At 63.0% G+C, this 15441-nt stretch carries 15 protein-coding genes; 12 read left to right on the top strand and 3 right to left on the bottom strand.

Features of this window, described 5'->3' with window-relative positions:
* Positions 1-69 precede the first annotated feature (69 nt).
* A complete protein-coding gene (locus tag KWO_RS10730) occupies positions 70-2811 on the bottom strand; it encodes a S8 family peptidase (RefSeq protein ID WP_017113588.1) in 2742 nt (913 codons plus the stop codon).
* A gap of 1136 nt (positions 2812-3947) precedes the next feature.
* Between KWO_RS10730 and KWO_RS10735 the strand changes: the two genes are divergently transcribed.
* On the top strand, positions 3948-4181 hold the full coding sequence (locus KWO_RS10735) for a hypothetical protein (RefSeq protein ID WP_010378627.1): 234 nt from the start codon (positions 3948-3950) through the stop codon (positions 4179-4181).
* Positions 4182-4637: 456 nt separating this feature from the next.
* Entirely contained in the window at positions 4638-4739 is a 102-nt protein-coding gene (locus tag KWO_RS10740; RefSeq protein WP_010378630.1) for a hypothetical protein, read from the top strand.
* 87 nt (positions 4740-4826) lie between these two features.
* On the opposite strand, the gene KWO_RS10745 is transcribed toward KWO_RS10740, so the two are convergent.
* On the bottom strand, positions 4827-5135 hold the full coding sequence (locus KWO_RS10745; protein WP_124943942.1) for a hypothetical protein: 309 nt from the start codon (positions 5133-5135) through the stop codon (positions 4827-4829).
* Positions 5136-5242: 107 nt separating this feature from the next.
* On the opposite strand from KWO_RS10745, the gene KWO_RS10750 reads away from it, so the two are divergent.
* The 3 genes from KWO_RS10750 to KWO_RS10760 are packed head-to-tail and all read left to right on the top strand — an operon-like array spanning position 5243 to position 7201.
* Positions 5243-5449, top strand: coding sequence for a hypothetical protein (locus KWO_RS10750; protein ID WP_125168832.1), 207 nt, complete (start codon positions 5243-5245; stop codon positions 5447-5449).
* Between the two features lie 7 nt (positions 5450-5456).
* Positions 5457-5873, top strand: a complete 417-nt coding sequence (locus tag KWO_RS10755; RefSeq protein WP_010378633.1) for a hypothetical protein — start codon at positions 5457-5459, stop codon at positions 5871-5873.
* On the top strand, positions 5870-7201 hold the full coding sequence (locus KWO_RS10760; RefSeq protein ID WP_017113154.1) for a PQQ-dependent sugar dehydrogenase: 1332 nt from the start codon (positions 5870-5872) through the stop codon (positions 7199-7201). Before KWO_RS10755 ends, KWO_RS10760 begins: the two co-directional genes overlap by 4 nt.
* A gap of 224 nt (positions 7202-7425) precedes the next feature.
* On the opposite strand, the gene KWO_RS10765 is transcribed toward KWO_RS10760, so the two are convergent.
* Positions 7426-8088, bottom strand: a complete 663-nt coding sequence (locus KWO_RS10765) for an IS3 family transposase (RefSeq protein ID WP_010378640.1) — start codon at positions 8086-8088, stop codon at positions 7426-7428.
* A 477-nt stretch (positions 8089-8565) separates the two neighbouring features.
* Here KWO_RS10765 and tssB point away from each other — a divergent pair, with 477 nt between their 5' ends.
* The 7 genes from tssB to tssG all read left to right on the top strand — a co-directional run bounded on the left by tssB (position 8566) and on the right by tssG (position 15418).
* The gene (gene tssB / locus KWO_RS10770) at positions 8566-9093 is read left to right on the top strand and encodes a type VI secretion system contractile sheath small subunit (RefSeq protein ID WP_010378642.1); all 528 of its coding nucleotides are present in this window, start codon (positions 8566-8568) and stop codon (positions 9091-9093) included.
* The gene (gene tssC / locus KWO_RS10775; protein WP_017113155.1) at positions 9086-10600 is read left to right on the top strand and encodes a type VI secretion system contractile sheath large subunit; all 1515 of its coding nucleotides are present in this window, start codon (positions 9086-9088) and stop codon (positions 10598-10600) included. The genes tssB and tssC overlap by 8 nt, the downstream gene beginning before the upstream one ends.
* A 99-nt stretch (positions 10601-10699) precedes the next feature.
* Positions 10700-11203 (top strand): Hcp family type VI secretion system effector, encoded by a 504-nt coding sequence (locus KWO_RS10780; RefSeq protein ID WP_010373431.1) that lies wholly within the window; start codon positions 10700-10702, stop codon positions 11201-11203.
* 35 nt (positions 11204-11238) lie between these two features.
* On the top strand, positions 11239-12072 hold the full coding sequence (locus KWO_RS10785; protein ID WP_017113156.1) for a type VI secretion system accessory protein TagJ: 834 nt from the start codon (positions 11239-11241) through the stop codon (positions 12070-12072).
* Positions 12060-12563: a type VI secretion system baseplate subunit TssE gene (tssE, locus tag KWO_RS10790; protein ID WP_010373427.1), complete on the top strand. Its 504-nt coding sequence runs from the start codon at positions 12060-12062 to the stop codon at positions 12561-12563. Before KWO_RS10785 ends, tssE begins: the two co-directional genes overlap by 13 nt.
* Positions 12564-12566: 3 nt before the next feature.
* Positions 12567-14444: a type VI secretion system baseplate subunit TssF gene (gene tssF, locus KWO_RS10795; protein WP_010378648.1), complete on the top strand. Its 1878-nt coding sequence runs from the start codon at positions 12567-12569 to the stop codon at positions 14442-14444.
* Positions 14408-15418, top strand: coding sequence for a type VI secretion system baseplate subunit TssG (gene tssG / locus KWO_RS10800; RefSeq protein WP_017113157.1), 1011 nt, complete (start codon positions 14408-14410; stop codon positions 15416-15418). The genes tssF and tssG overlap by 37 nt, the downstream gene beginning before the upstream one ends.
* Positions 15419-15441: the final 23 nt, after the last annotated feature.

Consider the following 15441-nt stretch of genomic DNA (forward strand, 5'->3'; position numbering starts at 1 on the left):
ATATCTGTCACACCAGCGTGCGTGAGAGCATCACTTGCGCCGCCTGCAGCATCGCTGTATCGGCGGCGATCAGAACTGCCAGCGCAGACCGACGTTGGCATTGATGCTGTTGGCGTCCGAACGACCACGCTCGGCGCCCACGTTGCCGTAGATGGAGAACGCATCGTTGAGCTGATAACGCACGCCAACCGAGGCACGCAGTGATTGCTTGGACACCGGCTCGCCGGCAACCTTGAAGCGCGCTTCCGGCAAGCCGGTGAACCACGCGGAGAAGTCGGAATTCGGATTGCCCAGCAGCGAGCGATACGCCACCAGACCATCGAAGCCCCAGTTGCCGTGTTCCAGGTGACCGCGCACGCCCACCTCGCCATACCCTGCGCGCATGGTGTCGCTATTGGCGCTCAATCCCAAACCGGTCACCGACGCTTCGCTGAAGGCATCCTGGGTCTGGCTCACCACACCGGCGGCCACGAACGGCGACAACCCGGCATGCGGCATCAAGCCGATTTCCGCGCGCGCCGACCAGTTGGTGTCGTGGCGACGGTCCTGCAAGCGCTCGCCGATGCTGCCGGCCTGCACGTTGCGTTCGGTTTCGACGTTGCTCATGCCGTACGAACCGATCGCCGACAGATACGCCTGGCCAATCGGCTGGTACAGGTAGGCGGTCATCGCATAGCGGTCCGAGCGCAGCCGGCTCGACGACGCGGCGATGTGCGCACGGTCCTGACCGGAGGTCACGGCCGCACCGACGATGGTGCCGGCATTGCCCATCGGCAGATCCGCGCCGAAGGTGGTCGCCTGCTGGGTGTAATCGGCCGAATCGAAACCGCTGCGGCTCAGATCACCATCCAGGTAGCTGCCCTGCATCCAGGTGGTCAGCGTGGTGGTGTCGGCGAGGTAGGGCAGGCGATCGGCAGCCACACGTGCATCGTTGAGTGCTGACTGGAAGCCCAGCGTACGCTCGATACCGTGCACCTGGCCGGCCAGGGTCGGCAGCGATGCGGCAACCTGCGCATCGGACGCGGCAATCAGCGAACCGGTGGCGCTGATCAGGCCGCCCAGGTTGTCGGTGTCGCCCGAGGCGACCCGCGTATCCAGCACCTTGACCAGCGAATCGACCTGGTTCGCACCATTGACCACCGACTGCGGCGCACCGGCCGCCTGCGCACTGGCGGCGGAGGAATTACGGGTCAGGGTCGCGGTGACGGTGGTCGGGTCGTAAGACAGTGCCGCGTTCCAGAAGAAATTATTGGCGTACTGCACGCGGTCGAACGTGCCTTGCAGGACGCCGGCCTGGACGATCTTTTCGGTGCTGCCCACGGTATAGCCGGCCGCTTCCGGCAGCAACAGCAGATTGCCCTTCAAGCTGGCCTGGCCAGTGACGGTAAGAGCCTTGCCCAGCTCGACGGCGGTGGTGCCGGTCGAGTTGACCAGGCTGTAGTTGCCGTTGATGACACCGCCGCGCGCTTCGAAGGTGGCCGAGTTGGCCACCAGAAGATCCGAATGCAGGCTGCCGGTGAGCGACAACACGCCATCGAGAATGGTGGTGCCGCCGGTGTAGGTGTTGGTGCCGCTCAGGGTGAGCTTGCCGGCGCCGCTCTTGGTCAGGCTGCCCACACCGGAGATATCGTTGCTGAACGTGCTGTCGTAGCCAGAGCTCACGTTGGCTGCCCAATTGCTTGCGAACTGGCCCGGACCCTTGATCGCCTTGGCGGCATTGACCAGACCCCAGCCGTACAGCGCGTCCACGCCCGGGTCGCCCAGGTCGGTGGCAGTGGTCAGCAGGGTTTGCTGCAGGTTGGAGGCGCTCATCCACGGATACACGCCCAGCACCTGCGCGGCGACACCGCTGACAGCAGCAGTGGAGAACGAGGTACCAGCAATCTGGCCGCCCAATTCGGTGCCGGCCAGGGCCGGGGCGGTGTAGCTGCCCGGCGCGACCAGGCACCATTGCGCAGCGGCGCCGCAGTGATTGGAATAGCTGGTCAGGCCGGCGGCATTGCCGGCGCTGTCGATATTGATCGCGCCCACGGCCAGCCAGTTGTTGCGCAAGCTGGCTTCCTGCACTGGCGTTGCGGCCGGGTAGGAGGCTTCCGCCGCGCCTTCGTTGCCGGTGGCGGCCACGATCAACGCGTCGGCCTGCACCAACGGGGTCAGTGCGTACTTCCAGGCCAGTGCAGCGTTGGCGCTGGCGGTGGCATCCGGATAGGACGCGCCGATGGAGAGGTTGGCGATGCGCACGCCAGCAGCGGCCAGATCCACCGCAGCGCGGCGGGTCGGCTGCGTGCCGCAGGAATTTTCGGCGCAGATGCGCGCATAGAACAGGTCCGCATCCGGCGCGACGCCACCGGCGAAGCCGTCCTGCGCCGAGCCCAGAATCAGCGCTGAGACAATCGTGCCGTGGCCGCGCAAGGCATTGGCCGACGACTCCGGGGTACCTGGGCTGGCGGTGTAATCGTTGAAGCTGTCGACCTTGCCGCTGATCGGCGCGTAGCTCTGAACCAGGTTGTCGTCCAGCACTGCCAGCTTCACTCCCTTGCCCTTGGCACCGGCCTGCTGCGCCAGATCCGCATTGGTCGGCACCAGAAGATTGCTGCCCACACCCTGGTAGCGGGCTGGGGCCGGCGTCGGCGCCGGCGCCGGCGCGGGCTTGGGAAGCGGGTCGGCTGCCGGCGGCGGAGTTGTCGGCGCCGGGGCGATGACGGTGCTCTGCGGCGGGTCGCTACGGACGTTGCCGCCACCGCCACCGCCGCCACAGGCGGTCAGGACGAGGCAGGAGGCGATGGTGGTTGCGAGTAGCGAGCGATTCATAGGTTTTGTCGATTCCAGTTATTGAGTGCGCCGCTACAGCTGTTTATTCAAATTTGGCGCAGAGGGTTCCAGCGCCGGAGATCACCAGCGAAGGCATTAATTTCACGCGTTATTCATTTCTTCAGCCGCTGCGCTTTCCGTCTCTTCGGAGTGCGCTCGCGGAGCATCCGGCAAATGTTTTCTGCATTGACCGAGTGCGTGCGAGATTGTTTAACGGCGCTATCCAGGAACTCTAAAACCTGAATGGACAGTTGCTATTCAGAGAAAACTTGCCGAAATAGACTTTGACGAGTTAATCCATAGTCAAAACAGATTGGCAGCGCAGTAACAGGCCTCACCGCGGATTGTTGTTAGAGCGAGCTCTACAATAGAGCATCACAAATCTCGAAGGGAGGCAATCATAAATGCGACGGCAGTCCCGGGTAATAGGGGAAACATATCGCGAATGTCGGTGGATCCCCTACCTGCGGTAGCGAATTCAAGCGCAAGTTAGCAGTTCTAACGGACTCAGGCGTTTGCTGTTTGATTCGGGTGAATTTTATTCAGCAATAAATAAAATACTACTGGGCGCCTCGCTGTTAAAATAGTATTTCGATACAGATATACTGAATGAGGTCGAGAGTTGCTGGTCATTGTGCGTAATCCGGCGGCCCGCGTGGGCTAAATTCACCAAAACCCGCATTTTTGCCTTGCACTGGAATTAGGCATTTGAAATAAATAACCCGACTATGCGTCACCTGCAACCGCCCCATGATCCGGTAAACGAATATCCGGTTAATTGGGTGGGGGATTTAATTCCGACACCCGCAGCTGTATTTCACGACAGCGCCGAGAAGATATGAAGGGTCTGAAGCGTTCCTGCTTGTGAGGGCTGACGCGGAGCTTGCCAAGACACAGCGGCACGCGATTGTGCCTGCGAGGTTGCATGCTGCGGCTGGCACGTACGCCCCATGCGTGGCCCTACCGTCCCAGACAGGGTGAAATTGCGGCGGCGCTACGCCTGCACGTGCACATGCGCATGCGCATGCGCATGCATCGGACCGGTCGCTGGTCATCCCCAAAGCCGGCGCGTTGCATATAAACCATTCAAAGTGCGCTGCTGGCGCTTCGAGCAATGGTCGCTATGCTCGCCGCGGATGAGCACTACATCGCCCGACGATCTGATCACGATGAAAGGGATCCTGCACGGCATTGGCTATACCGTGAGGGCCCGTCAGCTCGAAAGCCGCCGCGTGGTGCTGGAGATCTTGCAGGCAGGCGGGCGGTCCGTGCCGTTGACGGGTTCGCCCACCTTCGGTTCGCTGCAGGCGGCCGTGGACATCGGCAGCAAGCTGGCCGCGCAGTACATCGGCCAGCTGGTCAGCAAGTAGGCCTGCGGCCCTTGCCGCAGCCCGGCCACGCACGGGGTTAGCGCATGGTTTGCAGCATGCGGTGACTTGGTTGGTGGCCAGCCTGGTCAGTGATGCCGTGAAGTGAGCTGCGTGTGCGGTCATACACATCGTGCAATCGCCTTCACGCGGCCCTAGTCTCTGCCACAGCATGAGGGGGCAATGCGTCGCTGCTGTGCCAGATGGAGATGACGCTGCGTGACACAGGCAAAGAAAGACCCAGCATGCGCGGAGTAGCGCGCGTGTTCTGGCTGATGCAAGCGTTTGGCTGGTCGCTGTTCCTGGCAATTGCCTAACTTGCTCGGCCCAGCGAAGAAACCGTGTCCGAGGGCTGCAGCTGGCCGCAGTGGCCGGCTTGAGCGTGGGCGGGTTGCTGGGCAGCCTGCTGCTGGGCTGGCTATACCGCAAACTGCAAGCCGATGGTTATGGCGAAGTGCGTTGGCTGGCCTGCTGCTGGTTGTCAGCCTGCTGGCGGCGCTGGGCGTGGATCTGTCGGTCCATAGCGTGCTGCTGGGCTTGCGCGGATTTTCGCCGGGTTGATGGCGCTGCATGAGGCGCAACCGATGATCTTGGGCACGGCGCTGCTGTGGCCTGCCTACATCGCCTGGGGCTTGCTGTACCTGTCGATCAGCAGACAGACGCGCCTGGCCGGAAGCCACCCGCCACCAGAACGATCTGCGGCTGGCGCTCAAGGAGGTCCAGTTGCACCGTCTGCCCGGCCATATCAGCCTGCATTTCACCTTCAACACGCGCAACAATGCTGATGCCTGCGGCGCTGGTTGCTTCGCGCCAGCCTAGCCGGCAATGCTCAGTGCGGTGGCCAATACCATCATTGCAACTGACTTCATAAGCCTGCTCCTCCAGTGAATGAGGCTCAGACTGGGAGGGCAGCCATGCCGCGCCCAGCGATGCGTGACGTGCGGTCGAGGCGGGCATTGAGCGGTCGCCGCGGCGGATGAGCGGAGCGATCAGCGACGCGTTGCGCTGCGCTGCGCTCGCATGTACACCCCGCACTGTTCTGGCTGGCGCCATGCAGCCGAGTGATGCGTATCATCGACGCTACTCGCCGCCACGCCAACGCGCGATGCTGGTATCGAGCGCGACAACGCGGGCATGCGTTGCGAAGAGGTGTTGATCACAATACGCACCAGGCCGCGGTGATTTGCAAGGGCATCAACCGCCGAAACATCACGCTGTTCATCACACACAAGCTGGCAGCATCGGGGCACGTTTCGCCATTGCCACAATGAGTCCGCTATGAATTCAACAACCGTACCGGCCCGTCCCTGGGCTATCCACCCGTTCCACGCAGCCGTGCTTGGCGGTGTGTGGCCACTGTTTCTGGGTGCGTTGCTGAGCGACTACGCCTACTGGAGCAGCTATCAGATCCAGTGGAGTAATTTTGCATCCTGGCTGCTGGTGGGCGCGATGGTGCTGACCACTGTTGCGTTGGTATGCGCCATCGTCGCGCTGGTGCGCGGAAGCCGTAACCTGATCTACATCATTGCGCTCGGCGCCGCCTGGATCGTGGGCTTCTTCGATTGTCTGCATCACGCACGTGACGCGTGGGCGATCATGCCGGCCGCCCTGGCGCTGTCGGCAATTGCGACACTGTTCGCGTTGGTTGCAACCTGGGCGGGATTGTCCGGTCTGCGCGTAGGAGGTGCACGATGAAGCGTCAGACCACCAGTATCATCACGGTGTCCATTCTTGCCGCAGCGCTAGCCGCATGCGGCAAGGCACCCGAGCTCAATCAGCACGGTGCGACGCCAGAGTTACCCACGCCTGATCGTGGCTTGCTGCCCGACATGACCATCGCAGATCCGACGAGCTGGGGCGAGGGCAAGCCGACTGTGCCGGCAGGCTATCGCATCACTGCGATCGCCAAAGATCTCGGCATTCCCCGCCAGACGCTGGTGTTGCCCAATGGCGATATCCTGGTGGCAGAAGGCCGTGGCGGCGGCGCGCCAAACCTCAAGCCAAAGGATGTGATTGCCGGTCCGATCAAGGCCAAGGGCACCTCCAAGGCCAAGAGCGGCAACCGCCTGACCTTGCTGCGCGATGCCAATGGCGATGGCGTCTACGAGTTGAAGACGGTGTTTGCCGACAAGCTCAACGCACCTTACGGGCTCGCGCTGATTGGCAACGCGCTGTATGTGGCCAATCAAGATGCGCTGGTGCGCTTCGACTATCGTGAGGGGCAGACGCAAGCGAGCGGGGCACCCACCAAGGTCACCGACCTGCCGTCGGCGATCAATCACCACTGGACCAAGGCGCTCACCGCCAGCGCTGACGGCCGCTACCTGTATGTGGCCATCGGCTCAAACAGCAACATCACCGAGCGCGGCATGGCGGTCGAACTCGACCGCGCGCAGATCTGGCAGGTGGATGCCGCCACCGGCGCGCACAAGCCATATGCCACCGGCATCCGTAACCCGACTGCGCTGGCTATCCAGCCAGGCAGCGGTGCACTGTGGGCAGTCGTCAACGAGCGTGATGAAATCGGCCCCAACCTGGTGCCCGACTATTTGACCTCGGTGCGCGAAGGCGGCTTCTACGGCTGGCCATATAGCTATTGGGGCAAGAACGTGGATGCCCGCGTGATGCCGCAGGATCCGCAGAAGGTGGCGTCGGCGATCGTGCCGGACTATGCGCTGGGCTCGCATGTCGCCGCACTTGGCGTTGCGTTTTCGTCCAGCGCAATGGGGCCGAAATTCGCCGACGGTGTGTTTGTTGGTGAGCATGGCAGCTGGAATCGCGACCCGCCGGTTGGCTACAAGGTGGTGTTCGTGCCGTTCCGCGACGGCCGCCCGGCGGGCGACGCGATCGACTTCGTCTCAGGGTTCCACGGCGAAGATGGCAAGACCCGCGGCCGCCCGGTCGGCGTCACGGTCGACCCGCATGGTGCGCTGATCGTTGCCGACGATCTGGCCAACATCATCTGGCGCGTAACGCCAGAGACTGCGGCTGCTGCGTCAGCCACACCCGCTTCACCGCAGTAAGCAGAAGCGCGTTGTGCCGTTTCCGACCCCGGTCCTGCATGGTCCGGGGTCGGAACTGCATTGAGATGCTTCAGGTTGCTTCCACTGCTCGCCCTGTTTTCATGCTCTGAAATGCGATGTGTCTGATGTGACACGCACGCTCTGACCCACCGCCGACAGCAGGGCCATTAGCAGGCAGAGATTTCGACTTTCTTCGGCGCCTGCAGATTCGCTTGGGACCCGTGTTATCGGGCGAATGCCGCCGGGGTTTTCCATGCCAGTGCACGGTGGGAACGTTGCTCGCTATAGAACTTCCGCCACGCCTCGATTTTGCTCCGCGCATCGGCCAACGACAAGAACCAATGCGCGTTTAGACACTCCTGCCGCAGCCGGCCGTTGAAGCTTTCCACCATCGCGTTGTCCGTCGGCGTGCCACGCGGGGAAAAGTCCAGTTCCACACCGTTTTCGTATTCCCAGCGATCCATCACCTTACCGGCAAATCCACTGCCGTTATCCACCCTGATCGCTTCGGGCTTGCCTCGTTGAACAACCAAGCGTGCCACGGCTGCGGCGACATCGTCAGCGCGCAAGGATTGATCCACCACGATATCCGGGCATTCATGCGTGAAGTGGTCCAGCACCGGCAACAGCCGGAAGCGACGGCCGCCAAAAAACGCGTCACTGACGAAGTCCCTCCCCCATAACATGTTGGGCGCAATGGCCACCTTGATCGGTTGCCGCCGGCGGCGGCTCCTGCTGCGCTGGGGCCGACAATGCCGCAATGACAGGCCTTGTTCCTTGTAAATCTGATGCACCTGCTTAGGGTTGTCCCGCCAGCCTTCCCGGCCCAGCATCACCAGTACCCGCTCGCAGCCGTAATGGATCCGCGTCTGGGTGATCTCACGCATCCGCAGACGAATAGCGCTGCGGTCACGCGCCTTGGCCTCATAAGAAAAACGCCGAACGTGACATTGATTCCCAGCTCTGCCTGCTTGAGCGCGTACGCGATCTGCTCCTCGGTGGAACGGGACTTCTTCATCGCCTGACTCCTCATTGCCACAGGATCCCATGCGGGCGAAGTCTCTTCTTTACGCTGGCCCGGTTTATTGGGGTGGGTCACCGTTTAGTTGCTCGCGTGTTGTGACCCAACGCGCAGCGGGATAGCGCGAAATCGCCAGCCGCATGGACAAAGCCCGCGTGCTGGCACGTGCCGACAGCGTGCGCTGCCATTGTCACTGGCGTATGCGTCCAAGCCCATCACGCACACCCATACCTGCCATCCCGGCGTTCGATTTCATGTCGCCGGCAGCAGCGCACACGATACGCATCCGGTGCAAGGGATACGCCTTTGCCAAACCGCCGCTGCAACCGCAGCGCCAGCAACCATGCAGATCATCGGAGGCCGCATGTCCGTTCGCAGCAGCAGTCAGAAGTTCATTGCCAGGAATCGCGCGCCTCGCGTGCAGATCGAGTACGACGTCGAGATCTACGGCTCGCAGAAGAAAGTGCAGGTTCCGTTCGTCATGGGTGTGTTGTCGGATCTGTCCGGCGCCAATACGGAAAGCCTGCCGGCGCTGGAAGCACGCGAGGCAGTGGAAATCGATGTCGACAATTTCGATAGCCGGCTGCGTGCCATGCAACCGCGCGTGGCAATGAGCGTTTCCAATACCCTCACCGGCAGCGGCGAGTTACCTGTCGATATCACCTTCGACAGCCTGGACGATTTTTCGCCTACCGCCGTCGTGAAAAAGGTGGCACCGCTGGCCGAGCTGCTGGAAGCGCGTACCCAGTTGGCCAATCTGGGCACCTACCTCGACGGCAAGGCCGGTGCTGAGCGCCTGATCGCCGATGCGATCAAGGATCCCACCCTGCTGCGCTCGCTGGTCGCGGCCCCCAAGTCGAAGGATGAGTAACCTCATGGCGACCCAAAATTCCGCTGCCCAAGACCTTACCGACGCCCAGCCGCAGACCACGCAGTCCGACGACTTTGCGGCTCTGCTGAACCGTGAATTCCGCCCGCGCAGCGAACGCGCTGGCGAAGAAGTGCGACTGGCTGTGCGTACCTTGGCCGAGCAGGTGCTGGAGCGCAGCGACATCATCAGCGATGACGTTGCGCAGACCATCAATGCGTATGTCGCCGAGATCGACCGCAAGATCACCGAGCAACTCAACCTCATCCTGCACGCCGCGCAATTCCAGGCGCTGGAGGGTGCATGGCGCGGACTGCATTATCTGGTCAGCAACACCGAATCGGACACGCAGTTGAAGATCCGCGTGCTCAATGTGTCCAAGAAGGAACTCGCCAAGAACCTTAAGCGCTTCAAGGGGACCGCCTGGGACCAAAGCCCGGTGTTCAAGAAAATTTACGAAGCCGAATACGGCCAGCTGGGTGGCGAACCCTACGGCTGTTTGATTGGCGATTACCACTTCGACCACAGTCCGCAGGATGTCGACACGCTGCGCGGCATCAGTCAGATTGCCGCCGCCTCGCATGCGCCTTTCATCGCCGCTGCGGGTCCTGGGTTGATGGGCATGGAAAGCTGGAGCGACCTGTCCAACCCGCGCGATCTGGCTAAGATTTTTTCCACCCCCGATTACGCGGCTTGGCGTTCGTTGCGTCAAAGCGAGGATGCCAAGTACCTGGCGCTGGCCATGCCACGCACACTGGCGCGGCTGCCGTATGGAGCCAAGACCGATCCGGTGGAAGCGTTCGACTTCGAAGAAGACACCCAGGGCGCCGATTCGTCCCGCTACACCTGGCAAAACGCCGCCTACGCGATGGCGGTCAACATCAACCGCTCCTTCAAGCAGTACGGTTGGTGCACCCGCATTCGCGGCGTGGAGTCGGGTGGGGCGGTGGAAGGCCTGCCGACGCATACCTTCCCGGCCGACGATGGCGGTGTCGACATGAAGTGCCCGACCGAGGTTGCCATCACCGACCGCCGTTCGGCCGAACTCGACAAGATGGGCTTGATGCCGCTGGTGCATCGCAAGAACACCGACATGGCTGCCTTCATCAGCGCGCAGTCGCTGGGCAAGCCCGAGGAATACGACGACCCGGACGCCACCGCCAATGCAGCGCTGAGCGCACGCTTGCCGTATATGTTCGCCTGCTGCCGCTTCGCGCATTACCTGAAGTGCATCGTGCGCGACAAGATCGGCTCATTCAGCACGCGCCAGCAGATGCAGAGCTGGTTGACCGACTGGGTGATGAACTACGTCGACGGCGATCCGGCCAATTCCAGCGAAGAAACCAAGGCGCGTAAGCCATTGGCCGCTGCCGAAGTGGTCGTCGAAGAGGTCGAGGGCAACCCGGGCTACTACACCTCAAAGTTCTTCCTGCGCCCGCATTACCAGCTTGAAGGCCTGACGGTATCGCTACGCCTAGTCTCGCGCTTGCCATCGGCGCAGGCCGCCTGATCGGCCACAGGCGTCGCTTTCAAACACGAATGACCTGCGGCTGACAACGCCGCGGGATCGGCTTCCCCTTCCTGCACCACCCATCACTGGAGAAGTTCCATGGCTTTCGATATGCATCTCAAATTTGGCTCGGGCGACGTCGAGATCAAGGGCGCGTCCAACCATTCCAAGCACAAGGACGAAGTGCCGATCATTGCCTGGTCGTGGGGCACCAGCAACACCGGCAACCTGCACACCGGCGCCGGGTATGCGGCCGGCGGCAAGGCCAATGTGCAGGATATTTCCATCACCAAATACGTCGATAGTTGCTCCAACGCATTGCTCAATGCGTGTTGCACAGGCGCACGTGTGGATTCGGCCACGCTGTACGTCACCAACGCCACCGGCGAGCAGTCAGACTACGTGACGATCGAACTCAGCGAAGGCGTGATGATCACCTCGGTGTCCACCGGCGGCAGCGGTGGCGAAGACCGTCTGACCGAAAACGTGACCCTGCATTTCGGCAAGTTCAAGTATTCGTTCCAGCCGCAGGACGACAAGGGCAAGAAGCAGGGCGGCACCAAGGACTTCACTTTCAACATGCAGGAAGTGAAGAAGTCCTGAGCCCCACGCATCCCCCAACCGGAGCGCCGCTGCCGATGTCTGCTGTCCATCCCGAACATGCCTGCGCCCGCCTGCTCAAGGCGGGCGACCCGGCGCAATCGTTGGCCACCGCCAAAGACTGGGTGCGGCAGTGCCCGGCCGATGCCGAAGCACGCATCGGGCTGTTCCAACTGCTGGCGGTGGCCGGAGAGTGGCAGCGCGCGCAACAACAACTGTGCCTAGCCGCGCAGTTGGACCAGAGTTGGGGCGGCGTGGTGGCTGCGTATGTGCGCATCCTCGACGCCGAATTGGAACGCGAACAGGTACTGGCCGGCCAGATGATGCCGCTGATGCCGGGTCAGGTGCTGCCGTGGCAGCACGATCTGCTGCAGGCACTGCAGCATGATCGCGACGGCGAATCAGGGCATGCAGCGCGACGGCGTGCCCTGGCGCTTACGCAAGCCGATGCCATCGCTGGCCACATCGATGGCCAGCGTTTCGACTGGCTGGCCGACGCCGATCCGCGTTTTGGTCCGTGCCTTGAGGTCATCCTCGAAGTGGGCTACGCCTGGGTGCCGTTCGTCCAATTGCGCAGCCTGCGCTTCGAAGCGCCGACTACGCTGCGCGACTTGCTATGGCAGTCGGTCGACGTCCAATGGCATGACGGCACGCGCAGCCGTGGCGTGGTGCCGTGCCGTTATCCCGATAGCCAACACAGCGAGGAGGGCGCGATCCGCCTCGGCCAGCGCACCGAATGGGAGGGCGAGGAGTTGTCCGCATGCGGTCTGGGGCAACGCCTGCTGGCTGGCAGCGAGGACGACTACCCGGTGCTCGACATCCGCCACATTGCATTCGACACCGCCGCGGTGGAAGCGCCATGGCCGAACTGACTCAACAAGAGCGTTTGCAGCCATCGCTGCTGGACCGATTGATCGACGACCGCCGGCACGAACTGGCGGAAAGCCGCGACGCACGGGCGATCAGTCCAGCCAAGCTGCGCGACTGCGTCATGCGCGACCTGGCCTGGCTGCTCAATTGCACACGCCATTGGCATGAGGATGCGCTGCAGGATTATCCGCATGTCGCCAGCTCGGTGCTCAATTACGGCATCCCGGACCTGGCCGGCGCACGGCTGGCGGGGCTGGACGTGATCGAACTGCAGAACCGCATCCGTACAGCGATTGTGGCGTTCGAACCGCGCCTGGCTGCAGCCAGCCTGCAGGTCACCGCGAAAGTGGATACCGGGCGCATGGACCGCATGTCGCTGTCATTTGTCATCGACTCCGAACTGTGGGCACAGCCGCTGCCGTTGGCGCTGTATTTGCGTACCGATCTCGACCTGGAAACCGGTCGATTCAATCTGTCTTCCGGAACCCGCTAAGTCATGGACCCGCGCCTGCTCCATCACTACAACCGTGAGTTGCAGCATGTGCGCGAGATGGGTGCGGAGTTCGCGCAGGCGTATCCGAAAGTGGCGGGCCGGCTCGGGATGAGCGGCATCGACTGCGCCGACCCTTATGTCGAACGTCTGCTGGAAGGATTTGCGTTTCTCTCCGCGCGCGTGCAACTCGAGCTGGAAGCCCAGCAACCGGTATTCGCGCAGCACCTGACGGAAATGCTCTATCCACATTTTCTGTCGCCGGTGCCGTCGATGGCCGTGGTGGAGTTGCAACCCGAGCAAGGCGAGGGTATCGGACCAGCGGGGCATGTGGTGCCGCGCGGCAGCGCGCTGCGCTCGTTGATCGGGCATGGCGACCGCACCGCCTGCGAATACCGAACCGCGCACACAGTGACGCTTTTGCCGCTGCGCCTGACCGCTGCAAGCTACCTGGCCTCGCCAGCAGCGCTGGCCACGCTCGGTGAGCCGGTCGAGCCGCGCGCGCGCGCCGGCTTGCGTCTGGTGTTTAACGTGCATGCCGGGCTGCGCTTGGACATGCTGGCGCTGGACACATTGCCGATCTTCATTACCGGCGCCGATGGGCTGGCTGGCACCCTGTACGAACAACTGCACGCCAATGCGTTGGGATTCGTGGTGCGTGCCCGTTCCGCGGATGGGCAGGTGCTCACTCGCACGTTCGGCCCCGAGCATCTGCAGCCGCAGGGCTTCGATGACGAGCAAGCGCTGCTGCCGCGCAGCGAACGCTCTTTCAGCGGCTATCGCTTGCTGCAGGAATACTTCGCTTGCCCCGAGCGTTTTCTGTTTGCGGCATTCGATGGGCTGTCGCAGGTGCTGACGCGAGCGGCGTGCGCCGAATTCGAGATTCTGGTGTGGTTCGATCGCAGCGTCGAGCGGCTCGATAACGCGGTGGATGCAAGTAACTTCCGCCTGCATTGCACTCCGGCGATCAACCTGTTCCCACGGCGCGGGGACCGCATCCATCTGCATCCCGGCATCGCCGAGCACCATGTGCTGGCCGACCGCACGCGGCCGATGGATTTCGAAATCCATGGCGTGGAGCAGGTCGAAGGCTTCGGCGATGGCAATGCGCCGATGCAGCGTTTCGAGCCGTTCTATGGCGCGCAGCCGCGCAGCTGGCACGAGCGACGCTCGGCGTTCTATGCGCTGCGACGGCAGCCGCGGCGGCTGTCAACGGGACAGCGTCGTACCGGGCCGCGCTCGAGCTATGTCGGCAGCGAGGTGTTCCTGTCGCTGGTCGATGGCGAACAGGCGCCGTATTCGCACCAACTGCGGCAACTGGGCATGCAGCTGTGGTGCAGCAATCGCGATCTGCCCCTGCATATGCCGGTGGGCAAATCCAGCACCGATTTTATGCTCGACGAGGGCGGCCCGGTAGCCTCGATCCGTTGCGTGGCTGGCCCAACGCGACCGCGTTCGGGCGTGACTGCCGGCGATACGCGTTGGCGCCTGATCAGCCATCTGCAGTTGAATTATCTCTCGCTGCTGGATGCCGGCGACGACGGCGCTACCGCATTGCGCGAGATGCTCACGCTGTACCACGACCCGCACGATGCCGCAGCGCGGCGACAGGTGGATGGCGTACGCCGCATCGCCTCGCGCCCGATCGTACGGCGCATTCCGGTGCCGGGCCCGGCCACCTATGGCCGCGGGCTTGAGATCACCTTGACCTGCGACGACGCGGCCTTTGAAGGGCAGGGCGTCTACCTGCTTGCCTCGGTGCTGCGGCATGTATTTGCGCGCCAGGCATCGCTCAATTCCTTTACCGAAACCGTGCTGTGCACGCTCGAACGCAACGAGGTCGCTCGATGGCCAGCCCATCTCGGCAATCGGCCGATCCTGTAGCGCTGTTCGCGCGGCTGGATGCGCAACCGCAGGACTTCGAGCTATTCGAAGCACTGCGGCGGCTGGAGTGCGCGCATCCGACGCAACCGCGTCTGGGCCAGGCAGCACGGCCGCTGGAGGAGCCGGTGCGTTTGGGCCAGCGCGCCTCGTTGGTATTTCCTCCTCGCGACATCGACAGCGTGCACGCTGGCGTTGACGGTCGACCGCCAACTCTGCGCACGCTGTCGCTGGGCTTGTTCGGCCCGCATGGCGCGCTGCCGTTGCACCTGACAGAGCACGCCATCGAACGCGAGGGCGCTGGCGATCCTACCTTTACGGCCTTTGCCGACATTTTTCACCATCGCATGATTGCGCTGTGGTATCGCGCCTGGGCCGATGCGCGACCCACCGTGCAGATGGACCGCCCAGGCGATGACCGCTTCGGCACGCGGCTGGATGCGTTAACCGGTGTGCACCAACCTGCGTTGCGTGGCCGCGATGCGATGCCGGTCGCTGCACGCCGCCACTTTGCCGGCCGCTTCGTTGCCCAGGCGCGCAATGCGGAAGGTTTGCGCGCCGTGTTGATCGGCCTGTTCGACATCCCGGTGCAGGTGCAGCAGTTCATTGCCAACTGGCTGCCGTTACCCGAGGACGGACGGCTGCGGATGGGCCGTGCCGCCGCGCGCATCGGGCGTGATGCCACGCTTGGCGCATCGGCGCGCAATGCGCAACATCGCTTCCGCTTGCGTCTTGGCCCGCTGGATATCGCCCGTTATCGCGAGTTCCTGCCCGGTAGCGATGCGCTTGCCATGCTCACTGCCGCCGTGCGCGGCTACGTCGGTGACGAGCAGGCCTGGGACTTGCAACTCGTGCTGGCGCGCGAAGACGTCCCGCTGCCAGTCCTGGGGCAGGGCCAACGCATCGGCCTGTCGTTGTGGCTCGGCCACTATCGCCACTCGCTCGATGCCGACCAACTCGTGCTAGCGGCGCCCTGACGCATTCTCAGTTCCAATTTCTG

Source organism: Xanthomonas vasicola pv. musacearum NCPPB 4379, from assembly GCF_000277895.2.
Classification (GTDB): Bacteria; Pseudomonadota; Gammaproteobacteria; order Xanthomonadales; family Xanthomonadaceae; genus Xanthomonas; species Xanthomonas vasicola.